The sequence below is a fragment of the Parahoeflea halophila genome, from assembly GCF_900220985.1.
In the GTDB taxonomy this organism is placed as follows: Bacteria; Pseudomonadota; Alphaproteobacteria; order Rhizobiales; family Rhizobiaceae; genus Hoeflea; species Hoeflea halophila.
The window spans coordinates 1,034,236-1,059,822 of the sequence record NZ_OCPC01000001.1; the positions used below are offsets into that span (position 1 = coordinate 1,034,236).

The window sequence follows — 25,587 nt, forward strand, 5'->3', positions numbered from 1 at the left end:
GATGCAGGTTTGCTGCGATGAACACGCAGACCCATCTCCTGCTGGCATCGGCCCTGTTTGCCCGTCCGGGACCGCAGAACCGGCTGCGCAACACGGCCGTGATCAGCGGTGCGGTGCTGCCGGACGCGGCCATCTTCGCAATGTTCGGCTGGTCCAAGCTGGTGGGCGCACCGGAATCGGAAGTCTGGTCGAGCTGGTACTTCAATCCGCCTTGGCTCACCGTCATCGACTGGATGAACTCGCTGCCGCTGTTCGGCGCGATCCTGCTGGTCGCACTTGTGTTGCCGCAACACCGGCCCGGTTTCAGGACTTTGTCATCCCTGCTGTTGCTGTTTGCACTGGCAGCGATCACGCACCTGCTTGCCGACCTGCCGCTTCATGTCGATGACGGGCATGCCCATTTCGTGCCGCTGTCCGGGTGGCGCTTCGTCTCACCGGTCTCCTATTGGGATCCCCGACACCACGGCGACATTTTTTCGCTGCTTGAGTTGGCGCTGGGACTGTTGCTGATCGTCATCCTCTGGCGCCGCTTCAGGACCCTGCCGGTCCGTGCGCTGCTTCTTCTTGCCGTTATCGCCTACGCCGTACCCTATGTCTGGTTCGTACTTCTCGCCGGGCACAGTGATCATATTGCAGCGCTGCTTATCGCTGCAGTGATTACCTGACCCGCGACCCTCTGCTTGGGCTGCCGCCAGTGCGAACGATCAGGCCTTCTTTGCCGGGCAGGTCGACAGACCCAACAGCGAGTAAAGCGGGCAGGTTCCAAACAATCCTGTGAGCAACGGGATCACGCCGATCAGCGCAAGATAGCGCCACGAGGCGTCCGCATAGGCGAAGAACAGCCCCAGCAAGATGAGGCCGGCCATCACCCGCATCGCGCGGTCGAGACCGCCAACATTGTTCTTGAGCATCTTCATACCTCCTGTTGTCACGACCGGCCCCGATGCCGGAAATACATTGCATTTACCATATGAATGAAGGGCTGCCTTGATCAGGATCAATCCGGTCATCAGCCGGAGGCACCGTATCGGTTCCGTGGCGTAATTCGAGCTTCGGCCCACCGGCAAACCTTTCACACCTAAAAGAAATCAACTAGGCTCTGGGCGTTAGAGTTAGAGGAAGCGACCTTTTTCATGCCAGATGATACTCTTCTCCATTTCGAAGACATGCCGCCCGGAACCGTGTTCCCGCTAGGGCCGAAACATGTCACCGCCGATGAAATCATCGCCTTTGCGATGGAATATGATGCACAGCCAATGCATCTCGATGCCGAAGCCGGGAAGCAGTCTATTCTGGGAGGGCTGGCGGCATCGGGATGGCACAGCTGTTCCATGATGATGCGAATGATGGCCAAGTCCTACCTGCTGCGCGCGGCCGCCGAAGGTGCCCCCGGCGTGGACTTTGTCAAGTGGAAGAAGCCGGTCCTCGCGGGCGATGTCCTGTCAGGCGAAACCCGCGTTCTCGACGGCAGGGCATCCCAGTCCCGCCCCGGCATCGGCATCCTGCATCTGCGCCACGAATTGCGCAATCAGGCAGGCGAGACGGTGCTGGAATCGGAGAACCCCGTGATGGTTCGCCTCAGAAACCCGGAAAGCGCAGACATATGAACCCCGACCTCTCGTTTGAACCCGGCGCCCGCCGCGAGCTGGGCACCTATGTTTTCACCGCGGAAAAGATCGTCGAGTTCGCTCGCCAGTTCGATCCACAGCGCTTTCACGTCGATGCCGAAGCCGCAAAGAACAGCGTATTCGGCGGTCTGTGTGCTTCAGGCTGGCACACTGCATCCGTCTGGATGAAGCTCAACATCGCCGCAGGCAAGGAGGACATGCGCAAGGCTCTCGCAGAAGGCCGGGCAATACCGGAGTTCGGCCCCTCCCCGGGATTCCGCAATCTGCGCTGGTTCAAGCCGGTCTTTGCCGGTGACGAACTGGCTTATTCGCGCACCGTTCGCGGTACACGGGCGCTCAATTCACGCCCCGGCTGGTCAATCCTCGAATTGACCTGCGAAGCCCGCAACAAGGACGATGAAGTGGTGATGAGTTTCGATTCCGCCGCATTGATCAAGTTCCCCGAGGGACATCCGGCAGCCCCCTGAACTCGGCAAAGGGCTGCTCCGGCGGAGAGCAGCCTTCCCTTCCATCCCAGACGCCCGATCAGTGGCCTTCGTAGGACACCAGCGTACGCACCTGCACCCCGAGGTCCTCGAGCTTCTTTCGCCCGCCCAGATCCGGCAGATCGATGACGAAACAGGCCGCGACAATGTTGGCGCCCATCTGCCGCAGCAGTTTGACCGCACCCTCTGCCGTTCCCCCGGTGGCGATCAGGTCATCGACCAGGATGACGCTCTCACCTTCCCCCACCGCGTCGCGATGCATTTCCATCTCGTCGACGCCGTATTCGAGGCTGTAGGCCACCCGCACGGTTTCGTGCGGCAACTTGCCCTTCTTGCGGATCGGAACGAAACCGGCTGAAAGCTGGTGCGCCATGGCACCGCCGAGAATGAAGCCGCGCGCCTCGATACCGGCAATCTTCGACACTCTCAGCCCGGCATAGGGATGCACCAGCTCGTCGACCGCTCGCCGGAATGCCCGCGGCTGCCCCAGCAGCGTGGTGATGTCGCGAAACAGGATACCCGGCTTGGGGTAGTCCTTGATGGTGCGGATCGATTCGCGGAGTTCGTTTTCAAGATCGGACATGATGTCTCCCCGATGGATGTCTGAGTGTGGCCCGGCTTGAGGTCCTGCGCAAGCTGGATCCGTTGAGAACTCGGTCTGCCGGCCGGATCGGAATCCTTGTCCCGGACATGAAAACGCCGCCCGCAGGCGGCGCTTTCGAATTCGGTCCTGACAGGTGGCTGTCAGTGTTCCTTGCTGGCGAACACGGACTTCTTGGTCAGGAACATCAGCGAGGCGAAGATCGCCAGGAAGATGATGACCATGAAACCGGTTTGCTTGCGCTCTTCCATGTGCGGTTCAGCCGCCCACATCATGAACGCGGCAACATCCTTGGCATACTGCTCCACCGTCTCGGGCGTTCCGTCGTCATAGGTGACCAGACCGTCGGACAGCGGCGGCGCCATAGCCAGGGCCGGGCCGGCGATGAAATACGGGTTGTAGTAGGTTCCCTCCGGAACCTCCACGCCCGCAGGCGGCTCCTGGTAACCGGTCAGCAGCGAGTAGATGTAGTTCGGTCCGCTCTCGTTGTAGCCGGTGAAGATGTCAAAGACGAATTGCGGAAAACCGCGCTCGACATAGCGGGCCTTGGCCAGAAGCGAGAAGTCCGGCGGTGCGGCACCATTGTTGGCGTAAGCTGCCGCTTCCTGGTTCGGGAACGGTGAGGGGAAGTAGTCCGACAGCACCGCGGTCCTGGTGAACATTTCACCTTCGTCGTTGGGGCCGTCTTCGACTTCGTAGTTCGCGGCCAGCGTCTTGAGCTGACCCTCGGAATATCCGAGATCCTCAAGCGTGCGGAACGCGACCAGGTCCATCGAGTGGCAGGCCGAGCAGGCTTCCACGTAGATTTTCAGGCCGCGCTGCAACTGACCCTTGTCGTAGGTCCCGAACGGACCCGCGAATGACCAGTCGACCTCATGCGGCTTGTTGATCGGGTAACTTGCAGCAAATGCGTACCCCGCACCAATGACCAACGCCATGGCGGCCGGAACGATGCTTGCGAGAAGCTTATTCATGTCTTCGGTTCCTTTCCGTCGCGCGCCGCTCAGCCGCGGTTTTCCGATGATGCTGCAGCAGTTGCAGCCCCGCCACTGCCGCCTTTTTTGGCGAGCACGGCCTCGGTGATGGAGTTCGGCAGACGCTTGGGCGTTTCGATCAGCCCCAGTACCGGCAGGATGACCAGGAAGAAGCCGAAGTAATAAAGCGTCCCGATCTGGGCCATGATGGTGTAGGCGCCTTCCGCCGGCTTGGCACCGAGCCAGCCGAGGAAGATCGCGTTGGCCACGAAAATCCAGAAGAACAGCTTGTACCAGGGCCGGTAGACCGCCGAACGAACCTTCGATGTGTCGAGCCAGGGCAGCACGAACAGCACCGCAATGGAGCCGAACATGGCCAATACGCCACCAAGCTTGGAGTCGATCGGTCCGATGTTGAAGGTGATGGCGCGCAGGATCGCGTAGAATGGCAGGAAGTACCATTCCGGGACGATGTGGGCCGGAGTCTTCAGCGGATCAGCCGGAATGTAGTTGTCTGCATGGCCGAGGAAGTTCGGCATGAAGAAGATGAAGTAGGCAAAAACCATCAGGAAGATGCTGATTGCCAGCGCGTCCTTGACGGTCGCATAGGGCGTGAACGGAACCGTGTCGGTCTTGGTCTTCACTTCAACACCGGTCGGATTGGTCTGCCCGGTTACGTGCAGCGCCCAGACGTGCAGGATCACGACACCGGCGATCATGAACGGCAGCAGGTAGTGCAGCGAGAAGAAGCGGTTTAGCGTCGGGTTGTCGACCGCGAAGCCGCCAAGCAGCAGCTGCTGGATCGGCTCACCGATGCCCGGGAACGCCGTGAAGAAGCCGGTGATCACCGTAGCCCCCCAGAACGACATCTGGCCCCATGGCAGCACGTAGCCCATGAACGCGGTGGCCATCATCAGAAGCAGGATAACGACGCCGAGGATCCAAAGCACTTCGCGCGGAGCCTTGTAGGAGCCGTAATACATCCCGCGGGCGATGTGGAGATAGACGGCGACGAAGAAGAACGAGGCGCCATTGGCATGCATGTACCGCAGCAGCCAGCCGGAGTTCACGTCGCGCATGATCTTTTCGACCGACTCGAAGGCGATCGCGGTGTCTGCGGCGTAGTGCATGGCCAGCACGATGCCGGTCAGGATCTGCACCACCAGCATCACCATCAGGATGCCCCCGAAGGTGTAGGCGTAGTTCAGGTTCCGGGGCACCGGGTAAGAGACGAAACTGTCATGCACCAGCCGCGGCAGCGGCAGGCGGGAATCGATCCATTTTCCGACACCGGAAGTTGGCTGGTAAGTCGAGTGATCACTGCTCATGGTCTAAAGCCCCCTCAGCCGATTTTGATGACGCTGTCAGACACGAAAGTGAACGGCGGAACCGGAAGGTTCGTAGGCGCCGGACCTTTGCGAATGCGGCCAGCCGTGTCGTAGTGCGAACCGTGGCACGGGCAGAACCAGCCACCGAATTCACCGGCCTGGCCAAGCGGCACGCAACCCAGATGGGTGCAGGAGCCGATCATGACGATCCAGTTTTCCTTGCCCTCGCCTGCAGAACGCTCAAGGTCGGTGGCCAGCGCTGCATCAGCGTTATTGGCATTGCGTGCGATCGGGTCTTTGAGCTCTTCCAGTGCGACAGCGCGCGCTTCGGCGACTTCTTCTTCCGTGCGGTTACGGATGAACACGGGCTTGCCGCGCCATTTTACCGTCAGCGACATGCCTGGCTCGAGGCTTTCGACATTGACCTCGATCGAGGCAAGCGCCAGCGTCGACGCGTCTGGGTTCATCTGGTCGATGAATGGCCAGGCGAAACTGGCCGCACCGACCACGCCCGCCATCCCGGTGGCGATGTAAAGAAAATCGCGACGGGTCGGTTCGCCCGTGCCTTCGCTTTGTGTCATTGGCTCACTCACGGCTCAACGTCCTCTTCAAGCTGCGTCTGGACAACAATCCCGTCTCACTGCGTCGCACGGATCAATCCGCTATAGGCAGATTCGGCGATTGCCGACAATGCGGCGGAATTCTGTCAATCGCGCGGTTTCTATGCGGGATAGGTTAAGAAGTCCAGACCGGACAACGGCAGAAGGGCACTATGTCGCGGAAAATTCGGGCGACTATTCCGCCGCTTCCTCGACACCGATGAACCCGCCTGACTGCCGTGCCCACAATTCGGCATAAAGCCCGCCGCTCTTGATCAGTTCTCCATGGGTTCCGGTTTCGATGATGCGGCCCTTGTCCATCACCACCAAACGATCCATCCGGGCAATGGTGGAGAGCCTGTGCGCAATGGCAATGACGGTCTTTCCGTCCATCAGTTCATCGAGATTTTCCTGGATCGCGGCTTCCACCTCGGAATCGAGCGCCGATGTCGCCTCGTCCAGCACCAGGATGGGCGCGTTCTTCAGCATCACACGGGCGATGGCGATTCTCTGCCGCTGGCCACCCGACAGCTTGACCCCGCGGTCGCCGACATGGGCATCGAGCCCCTTGCGGCCGCGCTGGTCGGAAAGCGTGGAGATGAAATCAAGCGCATGGGCCCGCCGCGCCGCTGCGAGGATTTCCGCGTCCTCCGCGTCGGGACGGCCAAAGACGATGTTTTCGCGAATCGAGCGGTGCAGTAGCGAAGTGTCCTGCGTGACCATGCCGATCGCGTGCCGCAGCGATTCCTGCGTCACCCCGGCTATGTCCTGCCCGTCGATCTCGATGCGGCCCGATTCCAGATCGTAAAATCTCAGCAGGAGATTGACGAATGTCGATTTGCCGGCGCCGGAACGGCCGACCAGACCCAGCTTCTCCCCGGGCTTGATGTCAAGCGTCAAACCATCGATGACCGGCTGGTCGCTGTTGTAGCCGAAGCTGGCGCGCTCGAAACGGATGCCCGCCTTGTCGACGACGAGCTCCCGGGCGTTCTCGGCATCCGCCAGCCCGATCGGCCGTGCCACCATCTCCGCCGAGTTCTGCAAGTTCCCCAGATTGCGCATCAGCCCGTTGAGCTGCGTCATCATCCGGCCCAGCAGCATGTTGAGCCGGAGCACCAGCGACAGCGTGAACGCAACCGAGCCGACCGAGATGGCGCCGGCAAGCCACAGGTCGATTGAAAACCCTGCGATGACCGTGATCATCAGACCGGACAACGCCGCCAGTGAGGCACGAACCCCGGTCAGATGCCGGGTGAAAGGAATGATGGTTGCGATGAACTGGTCAAACCCTTCGCGGATGTAACGGTCATTGTCATCGTCACGCGCATAGAGCTTGAGCGTCTGGATGTTGGAATAGCTGTCGGTGATGCGGCCGTTGAGCATTGCCGAAGCCTCGGCACTGGCGCGGGCGTGACGCCGGATGCGCGGCACGAAGAACCGGGCCAGAAACCCGAAGACGACGACCCAGACCAGCACCAGCGCCGACAGCCGCCAATCAAGCTGCGCCACCAGCGCCATGGTGGTCACGGTGTAGATCATGATGAACCACACCACCTGCAACAGCGAGATCATGAAGTCGCCGGTCGCCTGCCCTGCCGACCAGACCTTGTTGACGATGCGCCCGGCAAAATCATTCTGGAAGAAGCTGAGATTCTGCCGCGCCACATGCGAATAGGCCTGCCAGCGCACAAGGTTGTAGAACCCTGGCACCACGGTCTGCTCTTCCACCAGTGCGGCGATTGTCACCACGACAAAGCGTGCCAGCATCACGACAAACAGCATGAAGGCAAGCTCTGGCCCGTGCGCCGCAATCAACCCGTCCCAGCCGCCCGAGGGCTCGGAGGAATCCAGCACGTCAACCAGTTGGCCGACGAAATAGAACAGCGCCGCCTCGAGCAGCGCCACCAGCCCGCCCAGCGCAAGCATGGCCGCAAACGCGCCTTTGGCCTGCCCGACATAGTGCCACAGGAATTTGCGTGTCGACTGTGGAGGCCGGTAATTCGAGCGCCGGGAAAATGGATCGATCCAGCCTTCGAAAAGGTCGAGCAGGGGTCTGAAAATCATGCCGGAGACAATAGAGCGGGCGGCGGGTTTGGCAATATTGGCATCGCTCTACTCCGCCGCCGTCGCATCTGCATCCACGTCGATAAAGCCGCCCGACTGGCGCGACCACAGATCGGCATAGATGCCGCCTGCCTTGATCAGCTCGTCATGGGTCCCGGTTTCGACGATCTCGCCCTGGTCGAGCACCACCAGCCGGTCCATTTCCGCAATGGTCGACAACCGGTGCGCAATCGCGATCACCGTCTTGTTCTCCATCAGTGCAAACAGGTTTTCCTGGATTGCCGCCTCGACCTCGGAATCAAGTGCCGAGGTGGCTTCGTCCAGTACCAGGATGGGCGCGTCCTTCAGGAACACCCGTGCAATCGCGATGCGCTGGCGCTGACCGCCCGACAGCTTGACGCCGCGTTCGCCGACATGGGCATCCAGCCCGGTACGGCCGGACTGATCCTCGAGTTCGCCGATGAATTCATGCGCATTGGCCTTCCGCACCGATTCGAGGATTTCCTCCTCGCTTGCATCCGGCCTGCCATAGGCAATGTTGTCGCGTACCGAGCGGTGCAGCAGGGACGTGTCCTGGCTGACCATGCCGATCTGGGCCCGCAAACTGTCCTGGCTCACCTGCGAGACATCCTGGCCGTCAATCAGCACCCGCCCGGATTCGAGATTGTAAAATCTCAAAAGCAGGTTGACGAGCGTCGTTTTGCCTGCGCCCGAGCGTCCGACAAGGCCGATCTTCTCGCCCGGCTTGATCGTCAGTGACAGGTTCTCGATCACGCCGCTCTGCTTGCCATAGTGAAAGCGCACATTCTCGAACTTGATGCCGCCTTTCTTGGCGACAATCTCACCTGCATCGGGCTCGTCGACGACGTCATGCGGCTTGACCATCATGCCCATGCCGTCCTGGACCACACCGATATTCTCGAAGAAGCCCGAGACTTCCCACATGATCCACTGCGACATGCCGTTGATTCTCAGAGAGAGCCCGATGACGATGGCGATCGAGCCCACCGAGACAGTGCCTGTCAGCCAGAAGCCGATCGACATCGCCGAGACCGCGAACACCAGAACCGAGTTGTTGAAATAGATCAGCGACTGGAACAGCGTCACCTGGCGCATCTGCCGGTGCACGGTCTCGAGGAACATGTCCATGCTTTCCTGCGCATAGCTCTCCTCCCTGCCGGCATGCGAAAACAGCTTCACCGTCGAGATGTTGGTATAGCTGTCCACCACACGGCCCGTCATCGCCGAGCGGGCATCCGCCTGGTCGGTGGAAATCCGCTTCAGCTTGGGCACGAAATGCATGATCAACCCGACATAGGCCACGAGCCAGACCAGCAGCGGCAGCACCAGCCGCCATTCGGCGCTGGCCACCATGCCGATCATGGCGATGAAATAGACCGACACATAGACGAACACGTCGAGCAGCTTCATCACCGCTTCCCGGATCGACAGCGACGTCTGCATCACCTTGGTCGCGACACGTCCGGCAAACTCGTCGGAAAAGAAGCTCAGGCTCTGGCGCAGCAGGTAGCGGTGCATCTGCCAGCGCGCGATCATCGGAAAATTGCCCAGAAGCGTCTGGTGGATGATCAGCGAATCCAGCAGCACCGCCAGCGGCAGTCCGATCAGCACGACGCCGCCCATCAGCATCAGCCGGCCCCACTCACGCTCGATAAAGCCTTGCGGATCCGACGTTGCCAGCCAGTCGACGATTGAACCCAGGAACCCGAACAGCATCACTTCGCCGATGGAAATCAGCGCGGTCAGCAGGCTCATGGCGATCAGCCACGGTGCCGCATCACGCGAATAGTGCCAGCAGAACGCCACCAGCCCTTCGGGTGGCGCGGTGGGAGGCGTCTGGGGATACGGATTTAACCGACGTTCGAACCATCCAAACATGGAGGTCTCCTTGACGAAAATTCATGCCGTAATCGTGCAAAGCACCGGCAAAGCGACGTTTGGGGGCGGAGTCACGCGACGGCGAAGATAGCCGGCCCAAAGGGCGAAAAGTTAGCAATGAAACTTGAAACCGCGAAAAACCTGTCTAGTCAGCGACCGATGGTCGCCGGAAGAAAGCTGATCGTGATGATATGCATGCCAGCCTCCTTCAGGTTCGCGTTATAGATGAGGCCTTGTAGCCCAGATTCGGCCGACCCGCCAGATTTCAGCGACCGGTTTGGCCTCCCTACGGGCGCCCGCGCTTGATATTGTGATAATTTCACCACAGAAACGCATCCCATGACCAAACCCCTGATCGCACTTTACCAGCCCGACATTCCCGGAAACACCGGTTCCATCCTGCGTCTGGGTGCCTGCCTCGGCCTCGGCATCCACATTATCGGGCCCGCCGGATTCGACATGACCGACCGGGCGCTCAAACGCGCCGGCATGGACTATATCGAGATGGCCAACCTGACCCGCCACGACGGCTGGGAGGAGTTCGAGATCTGGCGCCGAGCCGAAAACCGGCGTCTGGTGCTGATGACGACCCAATCGGCAACGCCCTACACCCATGGCGGCGACCAGACCATCACCGGCCAGGACGTGGTGCTGTTCGGCCGCGAAAGCGCTGGCGTACCGCCAAGGGTCCACGACGCTGCCGATGCCCGCCTGACCATCCCGATGGTCGAAGGCCGGCGCAGCCTGAACCTCGCCATGAGCGTTGCCATCATCGCCGGCGAGATAAACCGGCGGTTCGGGCTGTAGTAAAAGGCGGCGTCAGCCATAGCTGACCACCTCGAACTCGATGCCGTTCTCATCATCGAAATAGAAGCGGCGGCCGGGCTCGTAATCGGCGTGGTTATAGGGCTCATAGCCCAGTTCCTTGATCTGGGCTTCCACCGCATCGAGATCGTCAACCACCACACCAACATGGTTGAGGCTGCCGACCCGGTACTTCTCGACCACCCCGCGCGCGCGCATGTCCTTGGGTGTGTAGATCGCCAGATAGGCATCCTCGGTTCCGACATGGATTGTATGACCACCATTTAGCGCCGGCCCTTGCCAGCGTATCGTCCAGCCGAAAACGTCACACAGCCATCTGGCTGTGGAATCTGCGTCCGCCACGGTGAAATTGACATGTTCGAGCTGCGACTGGGCCACGGTATACTCCTGTTTTTATTGCGTCTTGCCTGTGATGAAAACCATGCTACTTTCTCAAGTTAACTTGAGGTCAAGAGGTTTTTTCATCATGCCGTCACCCAGCGCGCAGGGGCTTTTGTCTATAGGCGAGGTTGCCAGCCGCACCGGGCTGGCGGTTTCGGCAATCCGCTATTACGACGATGAGGGATTGGTCGCCGCGCGGCGCACGCCGGGCGGCAAACGCATATTTCCGCGCTCCGACATAAGGCGGCTGTCCTTCATCCTGATTGCCCAGCAGCTGGGGTTTTCACTCGATGAGATCAGAAGCCAGCTCAGGCAACTGCCGCTGGAGCGCACACCCACCAAGCGTGACTGGGAAAAGATCAGCCGCGGCTTCCGCGCTCATCTGGACGCGCGCATCGGCATGCTGGAGCGGCTGCGCGACCGGCTCGACGGCTGCATCGGCTGCGGCTGCCTGTCGCTCGAGACCTGCAAGCTCTACAACGCCGGGGATCGCGCCGCCCAGACCGGATCCGGCCCGCGGCTGGTAATACAGAAATCAATCGGCGAAACGCCGGCGTGACGGCAAACCGGCAGATCAGTCCGCCGTGGGCAGCCGTCGCATGGTGAATTCGATCCTGTCGCCCTCGCCCGGCAACGGCCGCCAGCTCTCGACTTCCGTCCAGTAGGCGGCCTTGGGCCAGGTCGAGAACCATTCCCGCGCCTTGTCGCGCGCCTGGCCGCGGCTCAGCCGGTAGGTCTCGCGCACGAAACCGCTGGTCGATTTGCTTTCGGATTTTTCCTGCCGCGCACGGGCAATCTCGCGGCGCAGCCCCTCAAGCGGCGGGCGTTGCTGGTAGCGTCTCATGCTGCTTCCTCGGCCTTCATGGCTGCGGCGATTTTAGACCAATTCCTCGAGCACTGCGAGTCTTGTTGAAACTGCGGCAATCGGGCCGCAAAGCGATGGTTACAACAAGCCTCCGCTGCTGCTATGACTGCGCCAAATCCACCATGAGGCTCGAAATGAAACGCCCAACCCTGCCGGTCGGCCTTCCCGACGACATCGAGGACAAGAAGATCAAGGCACGCGAGTGGTTTGAGAAGCTGCGCGACCAGATCTGCCAGGGCTTCGAAGCGCTTGAGGACGAAATCGACAACCCGCAGGCGACCGGGGAACCGGGCCGTTTCGAGCGCACGCCATGGCTGCGTGACGAAGGTGCGGGCGGCGGCGGCACCATGTCGATCATGAAGGGGCGGCTGTTCGAGAAGGTCGGCATCCACACCTCTACCGTTTATGGCGAGTTCTCACCGGAATTCCGCGCCCAGATTCCGGGCGCGGAAGAAGACCCGCGGTTCTGGGCTTCCGGCATCTCGCTGATCGCCCATCCCACCAATCCGCATGTACCGACCGTGCACATGAACACCCGCATGGTGGTCACCACCAGCCACTGGTTCGGCGGTGGCGCCGACCTTACCCCCGTGCTCGACAACCGGCGCAGCCAGACCGATGCGGACACCATGCTGTTCCACCGCGCCATGGAGATTGCCTCCACCCGCCACGCTGTCGCCGACTACCCGAAGTTCAAGGCCTGGTGCGACGAGTATTTCTACCTGCCGCACCGCAACGAGGCCCGCGGCACCGGCGGCATCTTCTATGACTGGCAACACAGCGATGCCGAGAAAGGGGGCTGGGAGGCCGATTTCGCCTTCACCCAGGATGTCGGCCGCGCCTTCAACGTGGTCTATCCGAAGATCGTGCGCGCCAATTTCAACACCCCCTGGACACCCGAGGAGCGCACCGAACAGCTGATCCGCCGCGGCCGTTATGTCGAGTTCAACCTGCTCTATGACCGCGGAACCATCTTCGGCCTCAAGACCGGCGGCAATGTCGCCTCGATCCTGTCCTCGCTGCCGCCTGTGGTCATGTATCCGTAGGGCAATGACGCAGGCGCGGCGAAGCGCCAGTGTCTCTCTCAGACCCGGCGCAGCGCTTCGTCGACCATCTGGTTGGCGATCTTCATCCGGGTGGTGGCCGCCTGCCGCCACTCCAGCGGCGCCCGGTCCGGGTGATTGATCCGCGCGAAACGCCGCCGTTTCGATTTCAGCACGGCTGCACTGTCGGACGCCTGAAGGTCGATGTCCTCAGCCACCTCCTTGGCGCTCAGCCGTTGGAAATGCGACGTGTCGATGGCCGGTTCCGGTCTCGGCGCAGGCGTCGATGGCCCTGGCGCCGGCGATGGCTCTTCGGACGCTATGACCGAAGGCGCTGCCACCCGCTGGTCCCCAGCGGGCCAGGGCTGAGCTCCGAGGCCTGTCGCCACGAAGCTCGAATTCCAGCCGCGCATCGCCGCCCAAGCTCCTGATCCGTGCGATCGGGCCTCTGCCCGCTCGCTGGTCACGCGATCGAGAACGGCGTCAAACGAGTCCATCCCCCCGACCATTCCGCAACCTTCCTCCCTGAGGCGACATCCAGATCAACAGTGGTAATGAAACAGGGTTAACGAATTCCGACGATGGGAGGCATCAATCCATAGCCAGACTAAAGACCTTCGACGAGACTAGAAACTGGCTTCGGCGATTTCCTTGATCTCGGCGAAGATGTTGGGTCCGCCGCAGATCACCACCGTTCCATGATCGAGGCTGGTCTCCGGATCGGGCTTGACGATGATGCCGCCGGCTTCCTCGATCATCAGCATGCCGGCGACGCAATCCCAGGAATTCATGAACTCTTCAAGATAGCCGATCAGACGGCCCGCCGCGACATAGGCCAGCATCAACGCGCCCGAAGCATTGCGGAAGAACACCCCGCCGCGCTCCACCACCTGGGTCAGCGCGGTCACCGCCTTCATCCCCGGCAAGCGGCCGGAAAAACCGATTCCAACAGAACCCTGCCCCATCTCGCCGGTCTGCGCTGTCCGCATCGGCTTGCCGTTGACAAAGGCGCCGCCACCCCTTGCCGCCGTGAACATCTCGCCCGAGGACGGTTCGAAAATCACCCCGACCACGGCCTCGCCATCCTTGGCGCAGGCAATTGCCACGCACCATTGCGGCAAGCCGCGGACGAAATTGGCGGTGCCGTCGATCGGGTCGATGACCCAGTCGAAACCGCTGGTCCCGGTCTTGCGGCCATGTTCCTCGCCGACAATGCCGTCATCGGGCCAGTGCTCTTCGAGGGCGTCGCGGATGAGCGTCTCGGTGTCCTTGTCGGCATTGGAGACCAGGTCCTGGTGCCCTTTGCTCTCGATGACGAGTGTGTCGATGGCTTCAAAATGTGTTTTGGCAAATGCGCCGGCCCGCCGCGCGAGATCGACGGCGAAGTCCAGTCTGTCTTGGTACTGCAAGGGAAATCCATTTCTGAGAGATTCGAAGGCTCCGAACCTACGCCGGACGATGAAGAGTTGCCAGCCTTCGCGAACCGTGGCTGCCGCTGCGAAGCTGCAAATGCCGGCAATTCGTGCTATGCTTCCTCTCTGCAAGGCCGACAGGAAAGGATTTGCAGGTTTATGCTCTGAAGCATCGAAATGAGGAGACAGCCATGAAGACCTTCCATTGTGGATCCCTCGTCCCCGGTTGCGAATGGCACACGCGTGCCGACAGCGAGGCGGAAATCGTATCGCGGGCCATCGATCACCTGCGCCACACCCACGGCGAAACCATCATTCGCCCCTCGATCGTCGAGCAGATCAAGGAGCGCACGCTCGAGGAAACCGACGCCGCCTGAGACGCGTCACGTCGCCTTGCGCTCAGTCGGCAGTGTCGAGCAATGCCGCCTTGTCGAGCTTGAAATTGCTCTCGACCCAGCGCTCTTCGAGCGCTGCCAGTTGCGCGCCCAACTCAGGGCCGGGCTTGATCCCCTTGGCGATCAGGTCCGCCCCGGTAACGGGAAACACCGGCCGTTCCCAAGACATTGTGCGGGCGAGATGGCGGCTGTGGCCAGCCGCATCGGTCAGTGCGGCGGGATCGCTTTCCGTGCGGCTGCGTGCCGAGACCAGCGACAGCCGGACGCGGTCACTCAGCGGCTCGGCGCCGAAATTGTAAAGCAGCCGGTCCAGTGCCGTGATCGCCAGCGTCGGCTTGACCACCGGCGCCTCCGCCCATTTTACCAGACGGTCCGTCTCGGCCCGCGACATTTTCAGCCGCTGTGCCAGCTCGCGAATGCGCGCAGGATCCGGCGGTATCATCGCCATCAGTCGCAGCATAGGATCGGGCTCCCAGTCGAGCGCTGTCTCGGTCGCAATCAGCGGGCCGATGGAATCGATGCCCCATTTCTCGCTCTCGGGCAGCACCGCGCCCAGCACGCCCGATTGCCGCATCCACAGCAGCGCCCGTCCGGGATCGCGCGCCTTGAGCAGGGCCTTGAGCTCCTTCCAGACCCGTTCCGAAGACAGTTTTCCGAGGCTTCCGCGCGCCCGGGCGCAGGCTTTCAGTGCGTTCGCATCGGGCCGGCCCGTGCCGTAATGGGCAAAGAAGCGGAAATAGCGCAGCACCCGCAGATAGTCCTCTGCAATGCGGGCGTCGGCATCGCCGATGAACCGAACCGTGCGCGTATCAATGTCGCCCAGTCCGCCGACGAGATCGATCACGGCCCCGTCGCTGTCCGCATAAAGCGCGTTGATGGTGAAATCCCGCCTTTCGGCATCCACCTGCCAGTCGCGTCCGAAATTCACCCTGGCCCGCCTGCCGTCTGTTTCCGCGTCCTGCCGCAGTGTGGTGACCTCGAAACCGCGCCCGTCGATCACCAGCGTCACCGTGCCGTGCTCGATACCCGTCGGCACCGCGCGAATGCCCGCGGCTTCCGCCCGCGCCACCACCTGTTCCGGCTCCCATGTGGTCGCCAGATCGGTATCGGTCACCGCCTCGCCCATCAGCGAATTGCGCACCGCGCCGCCGACAACCCGGACCTCTTCGCCTTCATCATTGAGCAGCGCAAAGATACGGCCAAGGGCCGGGTCCTTGAACCAGTCCTTGCCGGCTACACTCGCTTCAGTGCTCATGCATAGAGCCTTTCATACATGGTACGGATGATCCCGGCGGTCACACCCCAGATGTAATGTTCGCCATAGGGCATGACATAGTAATGCCGTTCGATGCCTTCCCAGACCCGGCTTTCGCGTCGGTGGTTGGCTTGCGTCATCAGAAAAGAGAGCGGGGTCTCGAATACCGCATCCACCTCGTCCGGATTGACAGTCAGCGTGAAGCCCGGATGCACCACCGCCAGCACCGGCGTAATTCGGAACCCGGTGGTGGTCATGTAGACCGGCAGCCGCCCCACAGGCTCGACGAAGCGGCGGTCGAGCCCGATCTCTTCCTCCGCCTCGCGCATCGCAGCAGTTTCCACGCTGTCGTCTTCCGGATCGACCGCTCCACCCGGAAACGCCACCTGGCCGGAATGCTTGCGCATGGCGGTGGCGCGGCGTGTCAGGATCACATGCGCCTCGGCCCCGGCATCGATCACCGGAACCAGCACCGCCGCCTCGCGCAGTCTCACACCAACCAGACCGGACACCAGATCCGGATTGAGCACATGATCGCCATGCCCCAGATGCGCCGGCTCGGCGCCGAAGGCATGCTCGGGATCGTGCTGTTGCGCCCGCGCCCGGAAATCGCTGGCGTCAAATACTTGCGGCAGTGCAGAGGCCGTATCTGTCAAGCCTCCGCCTCCAGCCTGGCCATGGGCATGATCGGAAACACCGAACCGGCAGAGCGAACCGCATACATTGCCTCGCCGTCGATTTCGACCTCTTCGCCCAGCGCCAGCAGATCATAGGTTACCGCCCGGTTGACCAGCGCTTCCAGCCGACCGCGTACCAGAATGTAGGGCTTGAGCTGATCGGTCTCGCCGGTAACGACGAATCGCAGCGGATTGTCCGGCCCGGCGCGCACCACGTCGCCGACATTGGTACGGAACGTCAGCACCTGTTCGCCAGCTTCCTCGCTCACACTCATCTCGACAGCCAGGAAGGGCGCATCGGCCACACGAATTCCGATCTTTTCCACAGGTGTGACGAGATAGGTCCTGTCATCCTCGTCCCGGCGCAACACCGTGGAAAATAGCCGTACCAGGGCGGGACGGCCGATCGGTGTTCCCATGTAGAACCAGGTGCCGTCGGCCCGGATTTCCATGTCGATATCGCCACAATAGTCCGGATTCCAGCGGTCAACCGGCGGCAATCCGTCCTTGCCGGCATTCCGGTCGGCCTGGGCGCGCGAAATCATCGCGGCAAGATCTGCCGGATCTGATTTCATCTCGGTCCTTGTTTTTGCCATTGTCCTGTCCAGCTATGGTTACACATGACCAGATAGTCATCTCGACGGCTCTTGTCAGCCTTTCAGCACAGAATAAGCTGATCGAGAGAGACGAACCAGAACGCGCGGAGACACTCATGGGACGCATCGACGCTGGCGCCAAGCCGATTGACGAAAAGGCAGTGATCGCTGCAGCCGAAGAGGCGCTGGCCGATATCTCCGCCGTCAAGACAGCCGTGTCCGAGGTCATTTTCGGGCAGGAAAGCGTCGTCGAGCAAACCCTGCTGGCGGTTCTGTCGGGTGGTCACGCGCTGCTGGTGGGTGTTCCTGGCCTTGCCAAGACCAAGCTTGTCACCACGCTCGGCACGGTTCTCGGACTGACCGCCAACCGCATCCAGTTTACCCCCGACCTGATGCCCTCGGACATTCTCGGCTCCGAGGTCATGGACCAGGACGAGCGCGGACGCCGCTCCTTCCGGTTCGTTTCCGGCCCGGTGTTCACCCAGTTGCTGATGGCCGACGAGATCAACCGCGCCTCGCCGCGCACCCAGTCGGCGCTGCTGCAGGCGATGCAGGAGTACCACGTCACCGTCGCCGGCGCGCCGCATGACCTGCCCCGGCCCTTCCACGTTCTGGCCACTCAGAACCCGCTCGAGCAGGAAGGCACTTACCCGTTGCCCGAAGCCCAGCTCGACCGCTTCCTGATGCAGGTCGACGTGCCCTATCCCGAAATGGCCGCCGAACGGCGGATTCTGCTGGAAACCACCAGCGGGCAGGAAGCCGTCGCCCGGCCGGCCATCACCATGGAACGTCTGGTCGCGATCCAGGCGCTGATCCGGCAGATGCCGGTGCCCGAATCCGTGGTCGACGCCATTCTCGAGCTTGTCCGGGCCGCCCGCCCCGGCCATGGCAACGCGAAAGTGGATGAAACCGTCTCCTGGGGGCCGGGTCCCCGCGCCGGCCAGGCCATGATGCTTTGCGCCCGCGCCCGCGCTCTGTATGACGGCAGGCTCGCCCCCTCCATCGATGATGTCCGCGCCCTGGCCGAACCGATCCTGCAGCACCGCATGGCGCTGACATTCAGCGCCCGCGCTGAAGGCATCGGCATTCGTGACGTGATTGCCGGCCTCGTCACCCCGAAAGCCGGTTGAGCCGATGGCGCCGATCGGCCAGCTGACCCAGCCAACAAAGCGGCTTGACGCGCTAGCCCGCGCCCGCCAGCGCGCGGCCCTGCTGCCCGATTGCCTGGCCGAGGCGCGGCGCGTTGCAAACACCGTGATTGCCGGCTGGCACGGACGCCGCAAGCGCGGCATCGGCGAGACCTTCTGGCAGTTCCGGCCCTATGTCGAGGGCGAATCGCTCTCGCGCATCGACTGGCGCCGCTCGGCCCGCGACGACCATCTCTATGTCCGCGACCGGGAGTGGGAAGCCGCCCACACGATCTGGCTCTGGGCTGACCAGTCGCCCTCCATGCTCTACAAGTCCGGTCTCGCGCCGGTCAGCAAGGAAAGCCGCGGCCTTGTGCTGATGCTGGCGCTGGCCGAGATCTTGGCGCGCTCGGGAGAACGTGTAGGTTGTCCCGGGGTGATGGAGCCGGTCTCCTCGCGAAACGCCGCTGAGCGGCTGGCGCTGGCCCTGGCCCATGCTCCGCTGCAAACCGCGTTCCCCGATCTCGGACGCATCGGCCGGATGAGCGATGTCGTGCTGATCGGCGATTTTCTTGACGCCGACGAAACCCTTGAGAACTGCATCGGCCCAGCCGCAAGGCGCGGCATCCACGGCCACATCATCGAGATCTCCGACCCCTCCGAGGAAAGCTTCCCCTATACGGGGCGCACCGAATTCCGCGATCCGGAAACCGGTCGGAAACTGGTCGCAGGCCGCGCCGAAACGGTGGCCGCGGATTACCGTCAGGCCTGGCTCGCCCGCCGCGATGCGCTGGCTGAGGGTGTGCGCCGCAGAGGCTGGAGCTTCCTGACCCACCGCACCGACCGGCTGGCCTCGGAAGCCCTTGCCGCAGCCCACGGCCACCTGTCGGGCATTCCCGCGGCCCGTAAGGCAGAGCAATCATGATCGCTGGCCTGCCTTTTGCCTTCGGCGCCCCGGCAATCCTGTTCGGACTGCTGGCCCTGCCGGTGATCTGGTGGCTGCTGCGGCTGACCCCGCCGCGCCCGCAGGCCGAACCCTTTGCCCCGCTGGCCATTCTCGCCCGTGTTCTCAAGGCCGAGGAAACCCCGTCGCGCAGCCCCTGGTGGCTCACCGCCCTGCGCCTGCTCATCGCTGCGCTGGTGATCCTCGCCCTGGCCGAGCCGGTGCTCAATCCGCGTGACCGGGCATTGTCGTCGAACGGCCCGCTGGCGCTGATCATCGACAATGGCTGGGCCACGTCTCCCGACTGGCAAACCCGAACCGAAGCTGCCGAAGCCCTGATCGGTGAGGCCGAGGATCTCGATATCCCGGTGTCGATCGTCTTTACCGCCAACCGCCGCCACGATGCCACGCCGACGAGTTTCGAGCGCGCCCGCGAGCAGTTGCGCGCCGCCAGGCCGCAGCCGCTCCGCCCCGAGCGCGACGCCTCGGTGACGGCACTGGTCGCAGCCCTTGGCCAGACCCGGCCGGGAACCATCGCCTATATCACCGATGGCATCGACACCGCCGACGCCGCCGAGGCTTTCAGCCGCCTGTCAGCGCTCGAGCCCGGCGCCATCCGCATCATCGGCGCCGAAGATGCTCAGGCGCTGGCCCTGACCGGTGCCGACAATGGCGCCGAAGCTCTCTCGGTCACCGTGAACCGCCTGTCCGCCGATGGCAGCGAGCGCTACGAGCTGACCGCAAGCGACAGCAAGGGCCGAAACATCGCCGCAGGCGAAATCCGTTTCGAAGCCGGCGCGGCAGAGGCCACCGGCACCATCCTGGCCCCCTTTGAAATCCGCAACGACATCGCCCGGCTCGATGTCCGCGGCATCGAAACCGCCGGCTCGGCGCGCCTGCTCGACGACAGTTTCCGCCGCCGCCGGGTGGCGCTGGTTTCGGGCGAAGCCGCCGACATCGCCCAGCCGCTGCTCTCGCCGCTCTACTACATCAACCGCGCGCTCTCGCCCTATGCCGACCTGATCCAGGCCGATACGGAGCAATTGTCCGTCGCTGTCCCAAGGCTGCTCGAGCAGTTGCCTGCGGTGGTGGTGCTGTCCGACATCGGCACCCTGCCCGAGGATGTCAGCACCAGCCTGAATGATTGGGTCGAGCGTGGCGGCACGCTGGTCCGCTTTGCCGGTCCGCGCCTGGCCGCCGCGCCTGCCGATGACAGGCTGTTGCCGGTACTGTTGCGCAAGGGCGAGCGCGAACTGGGCGGTGCCCTGTCCTGGATCGAGCCGCAACCGCTGGCGGACTACCCGGCCAGCGGGCCATTCGCCGGCCTGCCGACCCCGCGGGACATCACCGTGCGGCGCCAGGTTCTGGCCGAGCCGTCTTCGGATCTGGCGTCGCGCACCTGGGCCAGTCTCGCCGATGGCACACCGCTTGTCACCGCCGCTGAACGCGGTGCCGGCCGGGTGGTGCTGTTTCATGTCACCGCCGAAGCAAGCTGGTCGAACCTGCCGATTTCGGGCCATTTCGTCGATATGCTGCGCCGGGTAGTGCAATTGTCGCGTGCGGTCTCGGGCGGCGGCGAGGCCGGATCCGGCATCCTGCCGCCTTGGCGTCTGCTCGATGCCAATGCCGCACTGGTACCCGCGAGCGGCGACGCCAGGCCGCTCGATCTGACCACAGGCACTGCGATACAGGCCGGCCGGGACAATCCTCCCGGGCTTTACGGCAGCGAGGACGGTTTCGTCGCCCTCAACCTTTTCGGTCCCGGCGATCAGCTCGCCCCCATCACCATTCCGGAGTTCGAAGTGCCCGTCACCCGCTCCACCCTGACAACTGACAGCGCCGTCGATTTCCGGCCCTGGCTGTTCGGCGCAGCTCTCATCGCGCTGCTTGCCGATACGCTGATCGTGCTCGTGCTCAGTGGCGCGTTCCGCCGCCGCAGCCTGAAACCGGCCTCTGCAGCGGCAACCCTGGTATTCGCCGCGGGCCTGATGCTGTTTATGTTAGCAGCCCCCGGCGCGCCACGTGCTCAGGACAGCCAGCCCGGCGATGCCGAGCTGCTCGAAAGCCTGGACCGGACCCGTCTGGCCTATGTCATCACCGGCGACGAGGAGACCGACAATATTTCCAGGCTCGGGCTCGACAGCCTGTCGCGCTACCTCTTCAGCAGAACCGCGCTGGAGCCCGGCACGGCGGTGGGGGTCGACATCGAGACCGCGCCGCTGGCGCTCTATCCGTTGATCTACTGGCCGATGAGCGAGGATGCCGACATTCCCTCACCTGGCGCCATCAGCCGGATCGATGCCTACATGAAAAGCGGCGGCACGGTGCTGTTTGACACGAGGGACCGGATCGTCGATCTCGGCAGCGGCTCCAGCACCCTGACCGTGCGGCTTCAGCAGATCCTTGCCAGCCTCGATATCCCGCCGCTCGAGCCGGTTCCCGCCGATCACGTGCTGACCAAATCCTTCTTCCTGCTCGACACCTTCCCGGGCCGCTATTCCGACGGCCCGCTCTGGGTGGAAGCAATCCCCCAGTCGGACAATCCCGCCGAACGCCCGGCCCGTGCCGGCGACGGCGTCTCCTCGATCCTGATCACCGGCAACGACATGGCCGCGGCTTGGGCCATGGACGAGCAGGGCTTTCCGTTGTTTTCCACGGTCCCGGCAGATCCCTGGCAGCGCGAATACGCCTTCCGCGCCGGCGTCAACATCGTCATGTACATGCTGACCGGCAACTACAAGGCCGACCAGGTCCACATCCCCGCGCTTCTCGAACGATTGGGGCAATGAGATGAGCCTCGCCTTCGATCCTTTCCTGCCGCTGCCGGTGCTTCTGGTGATTGCCCTTGTCGCCCTGCTGCTGGTCGGCTGGGCCATTGCCAAACGCATGCGAGGTGCTGCCCTTCGGGCGCTGGCGCTATCAGCCCTGGTGCTGGCGCTGGCCAACCCGGTCGCCAATTTCGAGGACCGCGAACCCCTCACCAGCATCGTCGCCATCGTTGTCGACCGCAGCCCCAGCCAGATGAGTGCGGACCGGGTGGCGCGCACCGATGCCGCACTGAAGGCCTTGACCGAACGCATCGCCCGCTATCCCGCCTTTGAAACCCGCATCATCGAATCCGTAGCCGATCCGGATGCGCAATCGCCTTCCACCCGCCTGTTCGAGGCGCTGTCCTCCGGCATCCGCGATGTCCCGAGCTCGCGGCTTGCCGGTGCGGTGATGATCACCGACGGCCAGATCCACGACCTTCCGGCTTCGCTCTCGGCATCGGGTCTCGACGCGCCCCTGCACGGACTGATTGTCGGCGACGAGGACGAGATCGACCGCCGCGTCGATGTGGTTCGCAGCCCGCGTTTCGGCATCGTCGGCGAAGATCAGGAGATCGTCTACAGGGTCAGCGAGGACGGTGCGGCTTCAGCGGGCAACCCGGTCGATGTCACGGTCCGGATTAACGGCGAGGAGCTCTCCGTTGAGACCGTGCCTGTGGGCGAGGAAAACTCGTTCTATCTCAATCTCCCGCGCGCCGGCGAGAACATCGTCGAATTCTCGGTCGATGAACTTGATGGCGAAGTCACCACCGCCAACAACCACACCGTCACGCTGATTGAAGGTATTCGCGAAAACCTGCGCGTGCTTCTGGTCTCCGGCGCGCCGCACTCGGGCGAACGCGCCTGGCGCAATCTCTTGAAATCCGATGCTTCCGTTGATCTGGTGCACTTCACCATTCTGCGCCCGCCGGAAAAGCAGGACGGAACGCCGATCTCCGAACTTTCGCTTATCGCCTTTCCGACCCGCGAGCTGTTTGTCGAAAAGGTCGACGAGTTCGACCTCATCATCTTCGACCGCTACCAGAACCGCGGCGTCCTGCCGGTGCTCTATTACGATTACATCGCCCGCTATGTCGAAGATGGCGGCGCGATGCTGGTCGCCGCCGGGCCGGAATTCTCAGGCATCGAATCCATTGCCGACACCCCGCTGGCGCCGGCCCTTCCCGCGGTGCCCACCGGTTCTGTGACGGATGCCGGCTACTATCCGCGCCTGTCCGAAAATGGCAAACGCCATCCGGTGACCCGGTCACTGCCCGGTGGCGCCAACGAGCCGCCCGGCTGGGGCCGCTGGTTCCGCACCGTCGGCGTCGGCGACACCATCGGCGACGTGGTGATGAACGGCGCCGACAACCAGCCGCTCCTGGTGCTCAACCGCTACGGCGAAGGCCGGGTGGCGATGCTGCTGTCCGACCACGGCTGGCTCTGGGCGCGGGGCTTTGAAGGCGGCGGCCCGCATGTCGCACTCTACCGCCGCATTGCCCACTGGTTGATGAAGGAACCCTCGCTGGAAGAAGAGGCCCTGCGTGCAACCGCCAACGGACGCACCCTCGTCATCGAGCGCCAGACCATGGCCGACACGACGGACCCGGCCACAGTCACCTTGCCGTCGGGAGAAACCCGCGAGATCATCCTGGCGCCTGCCGGCGAAGGCCTGTTCCGTACCGAACTGGTGCTGGATCAACCGGGCCTCGTCGAGGTTACCTCAGGTGACTTGCGCGCGCTGGCTCATGTCGGCGCGGTCAATGCGCCGGAATTCCGCGCCACCGTGTCAACCACCAGCCTGATCAAGCCCCTCTCCGAAGAAAGCGGCGGCCTGACGACGCGCGTTAATGCAACGGCAAGCGACTTGCCGCAGATACTGCCGACCCGCTCCGCCCGCATTGACGCCGGAGACCGTATGGGATTGCGCGCCAGCAGCGAAAGCGTGCTCAAGGGCGTGCGTTCCATCCCGCTGTTCGGCGGCTTCCTCGGCCTCGCCCTGATGATCCTGGCGCTCGGCGCCACCTGGTTCCGCGAGGGGCGCTGACAAATGTCGCGTTCAATTGAAGTCCTTTGAACGGTACCGTGCGTATGTCAATTCAAAGGTCGCTTTCACCGCCGCGCAACGAAAACGGCGGCCACCCTGTGGTGACCGCCGCACACTTCGCAGAGCCATGAAAGCTGACGTTCAGCTGGCCTTGGACAGCGTCTCTCCGTCACCGAAATAGCTCATCTGGTCCTCGGCCCATGCCTTGATGCCGTATTTTTCGACGGTCTTGCGCATCATTGCCATGCGCTCCCGGCGCTCCTGCTCGGGCATGGCCAGCGCCTGTTCGATAGCCATATCCATCGACCGGTGCGAGAACGGGTTGGTGATGACGGCTGATGACAGCTCAACCGCGGCCCCGGCGAATTCCGACAGCACCAGTACGCCGTCGCCATCGGTGCGCGCGGCCGCATATTCCTTGCACACGAGGTTCATGCCGTCGGCCAGCGGCGTGATCCAGCACACATCGGCAAGCTGGTAATAAGCGATCAGGTCCTTGAACGGGATCGCCGTGGAAATCAGCGCCACCGGCTGCCATTCGAAGGATCCGAACGTGCCGTTGATCCGGCCCGCCAGCTGTTCGATCTCACCTTGGATTTCCTCATAGGCCGCCATGTTGCGGTTGGCGCCGACCGAGACATGCATCAGCCGCACCTTGCCGTGCAGCTCGGGATTTGCCTGCAGCAGCCGTTCATAGCTTTCGAGCTGCTGAACACCGCCTTTCGTGTAATCGGTGCGACCTACAGAGAGGATCAGTTTGCAATCCCCGAGTTCGGCGCGGATCGCTTTGGCGTTCTCGCGCGTATCTTCAGTCGCCGCCTGTTCCTGGATGAAGTCCCAGTCGATCCCCACCGGCGCACTCGAGATCCGGATCGTCCGGCCCTGATATTGCACCGATTCCGGGATCCGCCGGTCCGTCAGCGCCGTGCCTTCCCAGATGAAGTCCGGATTGACGTCCTTGCGCACTACATTGCCGACTTCCAGCAAACTCTGCGCCACATGCACGAAGTTCACGGCGTAACGCGGAATGTGGAACCCGACCACATCGCAGGCAAGCAGGCTGTCGACGATTTCGCGCCGCCAGGGCAGCACGTTGAACATGTCGGCAGCCGGAAACGGCGTGTGATGGAAGAATGAGATCTTCACGTCGGGACGAAGCTTGCGCAGATAGCCGGGAACCAGCCACAAATTGTAGTCGTGCACCCAGACCACGGCCCCTGGTGCAGCTTCGGCAGCCGCGGCCTCGGCAAAGGCCCAGTTCACCTCGCGGAATGTCGGCCAGTCGACGGGGTCGTAATTGTAGCGTTCCTTGAACGAGTGCAGAATCGGCCAGAACGCCTCCTTCGAGGTGATGTGGTAGAAGCTCGAGACCTGATCCGGCGTCAGCGGCAGCCGCGTGACCGAGTATTTGCCGTAGCTGTCCTCGATCTCGATGACCCGTTCGAAGTCCGGGTTGGCGGCATCATCCGCCAGTTTCCAGGCAACCCAGGCCCCCTTGTCGACACGGCCGAAAAAGCCTTTCAGCGTCGGCACGATCCCGTTCGGGCTCTTGTTTTCCTTGAAAACGATCTTCCCGTTTTCTTCGACTTCCTCATAGGGTTGACGGTGATAAACGATGACAAGATCGCTGGCCATG

26 protein-coding genes are annotated in these 25,587 nt (G+C 62.8%); 11 read left to right on the forward strand and 15 right to left on the reverse strand.

Features of this window, described 5'->3' with window-relative positions; all coding sequences use genetic code 11:
* Positions 1-17 precede the first annotated feature (17 nt).
* Positions 18-665 carry a hypothetical protein gene (locus CRO46_RS04905; protein ID WP_097105555.1) on the forward strand — a complete coding sequence of 216 codons (648 nt, stop codon included), beginning with the start codon at positions 18-20 and terminating at the stop codon, positions 663-665.
* A gap of 39 nt (positions 666-704) precedes the next feature.
* Here CRO46_RS04905 and CRO46_RS04910 read toward each other — a convergent pair whose 3' ends face one another.
* On the reverse strand, positions 705-911 hold the full coding sequence (locus CRO46_RS04910) for a YgaP family membrane protein (RefSeq protein WP_097106509.1): 207 nt from the start codon (positions 909-911) through the stop codon (positions 705-707).
* Positions 912-1,133: 222 nt separating this feature from the next.
* On the opposite strand from CRO46_RS04910, the gene CRO46_RS04915 reads away from it, so the two are divergent.
* On the forward strand, positions 1,134-1,607 hold the full coding sequence (locus CRO46_RS04915) for a MaoC family dehydratase (RefSeq protein ID WP_097105558.1): 474 nt from the start codon (positions 1,134-1,136) through the stop codon (positions 1,605-1,607).
* Positions 1,604-2,095: a MaoC family dehydratase gene (locus CRO46_RS04920; RefSeq protein ID WP_097105560.1), complete on the forward strand. Its 492-nt coding sequence runs from the start codon at positions 1,604-1,606 to the stop codon at positions 2,093-2,095. The genes CRO46_RS04915 and CRO46_RS04920 overlap by 4 nt, the downstream gene beginning before the upstream one ends.
* Positions 2,096-2,153: 58 nt before the next feature.
* Here CRO46_RS04920 and CRO46_RS04925 read toward each other — a convergent pair whose 3' ends face one another.
* From CRO46_RS04925 to CRO46_RS04950, 6 genes are all read right to left on the reverse strand, one after another.
* Complete coding sequence (locus CRO46_RS04925) at positions 2,154-2,696, reverse strand: adenine phosphoribosyltransferase (RefSeq protein ID WP_097105561.1); 543 nt, start codon at positions 2,694-2,696, stop codon at positions 2,154-2,156.
* Between the two features lie 161 nt (positions 2,697-2,857).
* Positions 2,858-3,688, reverse strand: coding sequence for a cytochrome c1 (locus CRO46_RS04930; RefSeq protein ID WP_097105564.1), 831 nt, complete (start codon positions 3,686-3,688; stop codon positions 2,858-2,860).
* A gap of 29 nt (positions 3,689-3,717) precedes the next feature.
* Positions 3,718-5,016 (reverse strand): cytochrome b, encoded by a 1,299-nt coding sequence (locus CRO46_RS04935; protein WP_097105566.1) that lies wholly within the window; start codon positions 5,014-5,016, stop codon positions 3,718-3,720.
* A gap of 14 nt (positions 5,017-5,030) precedes the next feature.
* A complete protein-coding gene (gene petA, locus CRO46_RS04940; protein ID WP_097105568.1) occupies positions 5,031-5,609 on the reverse strand; it encodes a ubiquinol-cytochrome c reductase iron-sulfur subunit in 579 nt (192 codons plus the stop codon).
* Between the two features lie 201 nt (positions 5,610-5,810).
* Complete coding sequence (locus CRO46_RS04945; protein ID WP_097105570.1) at positions 5,811-7,679, reverse strand: ABC transporter ATP-binding protein; 1,869 nt, start codon at positions 7,677-7,679, stop codon at positions 5,811-5,813.
* A 48-nt stretch (positions 7,680-7,727) separates the two neighbouring features.
* Entirely contained in the window at positions 7,728-9,578 is a 1,851-nt protein-coding gene (locus CRO46_RS04950; RefSeq protein WP_097105572.1) for an ABC transporter ATP-binding protein, read from the reverse strand.
* Positions 9,579-9,917: 339 nt separating this feature from the next.
* Between CRO46_RS04950 and CRO46_RS04955 the strand changes: the two genes are divergently transcribed.
* Positions 9,918-10,385 carry a tRNA (cytidine(34)-2'-O)-methyltransferase gene (locus tag CRO46_RS04955; protein WP_097105574.1) on the forward strand — a complete coding sequence of 156 codons (468 nt, stop codon included), beginning with the start codon at positions 9,918-9,920 and terminating at the stop codon, positions 10,383-10,385.
* A gap of 12 nt (positions 10,386-10,397) precedes the next feature.
* Here CRO46_RS04955 and CRO46_RS04960 read toward each other — a convergent pair whose 3' ends face one another.
* Complete coding sequence (locus CRO46_RS04960) at positions 10,398-10,781, reverse strand: VOC family protein (protein ID WP_097105576.1); 384 nt, start codon at positions 10,779-10,781, stop codon at positions 10,398-10,400.
* Positions 10,782-10,869: 88 nt separating this feature from the next.
* On the opposite strand from CRO46_RS04960, the gene soxR reads away from it, so the two are divergent.
* A complete protein-coding gene (gene soxR, locus CRO46_RS04965) occupies positions 10,870-11,343 on the forward strand; it encodes a redox-sensitive transcriptional activator SoxR (protein ID WP_097105578.1) in 474 nt (157 codons plus the stop codon).
* A 15-nt stretch (positions 11,344-11,358) separates the two neighbouring features.
* Here soxR and CRO46_RS04970 read toward each other — a convergent pair whose 3' ends face one another.
* Positions 11,359-11,628 carry a hypothetical protein gene (locus CRO46_RS04970; RefSeq protein WP_097105580.1) on the reverse strand — a complete coding sequence of 90 codons (270 nt, stop codon included), beginning with the start codon at positions 11,626-11,628 and terminating at the stop codon, positions 11,359-11,361.
* Between the two features lie 155 nt (positions 11,629-11,783).
* Between CRO46_RS04970 and hemF the strand changes: the two genes are divergently transcribed.
* Positions 11,784-12,695: an oxygen-dependent coproporphyrinogen oxidase gene (gene hemF, locus CRO46_RS04975; protein WP_097106510.1), complete on the forward strand. Its 912-nt coding sequence runs from the start codon at positions 11,784-11,786 to the stop codon at positions 12,693-12,695.
* Between the two features lie 38 nt (positions 12,696-12,733).
* Here the strand turns inward: hemF and CRO46_RS04980 are convergent, their stop codons facing one another.
* Both CRO46_RS04980 and CRO46_RS04985 read right to left on the reverse strand, forming a co-directional pair.
* Positions 12,734-13,189, reverse strand: coding sequence for a hypothetical protein (locus tag CRO46_RS04980; RefSeq protein ID WP_097105582.1), 456 nt, complete (start codon positions 13,187-13,189; stop codon positions 12,734-12,736).
* A gap of 129 nt (positions 13,190-13,318) precedes the next feature.
* On the reverse strand, positions 13,319-14,101 hold the full coding sequence (locus CRO46_RS04985; RefSeq protein WP_210421478.1) for an inositol monophosphatase family protein: 783 nt from the start codon (positions 14,099-14,101) through the stop codon (positions 13,319-13,321).
* A 194-nt stretch (positions 14,102-14,295) separates the two neighbouring features.
* On the opposite strand from CRO46_RS04985, the gene CRO46_RS04990 reads away from it, so the two are divergent.
* Complete coding sequence (locus CRO46_RS04990) at positions 14,296-14,481, forward strand: DUF1059 domain-containing protein (RefSeq protein ID WP_097105584.1); 186 nt, start codon at positions 14,296-14,298, stop codon at positions 14,479-14,481.
* A 22-nt stretch (positions 14,482-14,503) separates the two neighbouring features.
* Here CRO46_RS04990 and CRO46_RS04995 read toward each other — a convergent pair whose 3' ends face one another.
* From CRO46_RS04995 to CRO46_RS05005, 3 genes are read right to left on the reverse strand one after another with little or no spacing between them, the layout of a single operon-like run.
* Entirely contained in the window at positions 14,504-15,754 is a 1,251-nt protein-coding gene (locus CRO46_RS04995) for a CCA tRNA nucleotidyltransferase (protein WP_097105586.1), read from the reverse strand.
* Complete coding sequence (locus CRO46_RS05000) at positions 15,751-16,410, reverse strand: CoA pyrophosphatase (RefSeq protein ID WP_244577764.1); 660 nt, start codon at positions 16,408-16,410, stop codon at positions 15,751-15,753. The genes CRO46_RS04995 and CRO46_RS05000 overlap by 4 nt, the downstream gene beginning before the upstream one ends.
* The gene (locus CRO46_RS05005; RefSeq protein WP_097105589.1) at positions 16,407-17,027 is read right to left on the reverse strand and encodes a DUF1285 domain-containing protein; all 621 of its coding nucleotides are present in this window, start codon (positions 17,025-17,027) and stop codon (positions 16,407-16,409) included. The genes CRO46_RS05000 and CRO46_RS05005 overlap by 4 nt, the downstream gene beginning before the upstream one ends.
* A 116-nt stretch (positions 17,028-17,143) precedes the next feature.
* Here CRO46_RS05005 and CRO46_RS05010 point away from each other — a divergent pair, with 116 nt between their 5' ends.
* From CRO46_RS05010 to CRO46_RS05025, 4 genes are read left to right on the forward strand one after another with little or no spacing between them, the layout of a single operon-like run.
* Positions 17,144-18,157: an AAA family ATPase gene (locus tag CRO46_RS05010; protein ID WP_097105591.1), complete on the forward strand. Its 1,014-nt coding sequence runs from the start codon at positions 17,144-17,146 to the stop codon at positions 18,155-18,157.
* Positions 18,158-18,161: 4 nt separating this feature from the next.
* Positions 18,162-19,079, forward strand: coding sequence for a DUF58 domain-containing protein (locus CRO46_RS05015; RefSeq protein WP_097105593.1), 918 nt, complete (start codon positions 18,162-18,164; stop codon positions 19,077-19,079).
* On the forward strand, positions 19,076-21,886 hold the full coding sequence (locus CRO46_RS05020; protein WP_097105595.1) for a DUF4159 domain-containing protein: 2,811 nt from the start codon (positions 19,076-19,078) through the stop codon (positions 21,884-21,886). Before CRO46_RS05015 ends, CRO46_RS05020 begins: the two co-directional genes overlap by 4 nt.
* A gap of 1 nt (position 21,887) precedes the next feature.
* Entirely contained in the window at positions 21,888-23,951 is a 2,064-nt protein-coding gene (locus CRO46_RS05025) for a hypothetical protein (RefSeq protein WP_097105597.1), read from the forward strand.
* A 141-nt stretch (positions 23,952-24,092) separates the two neighbouring features.
* On the opposite strand, the gene ggpS is transcribed toward CRO46_RS05025, so the two are convergent.
* Entirely contained in the window at positions 24,093-25,586 is a 1,494-nt protein-coding gene (ggpS, locus tag CRO46_RS05030) for a glucosylglycerol-phosphate synthase (protein WP_097105599.1), read from the reverse strand.
* Position 25,587 lies beyond the last annotated feature (1 nt).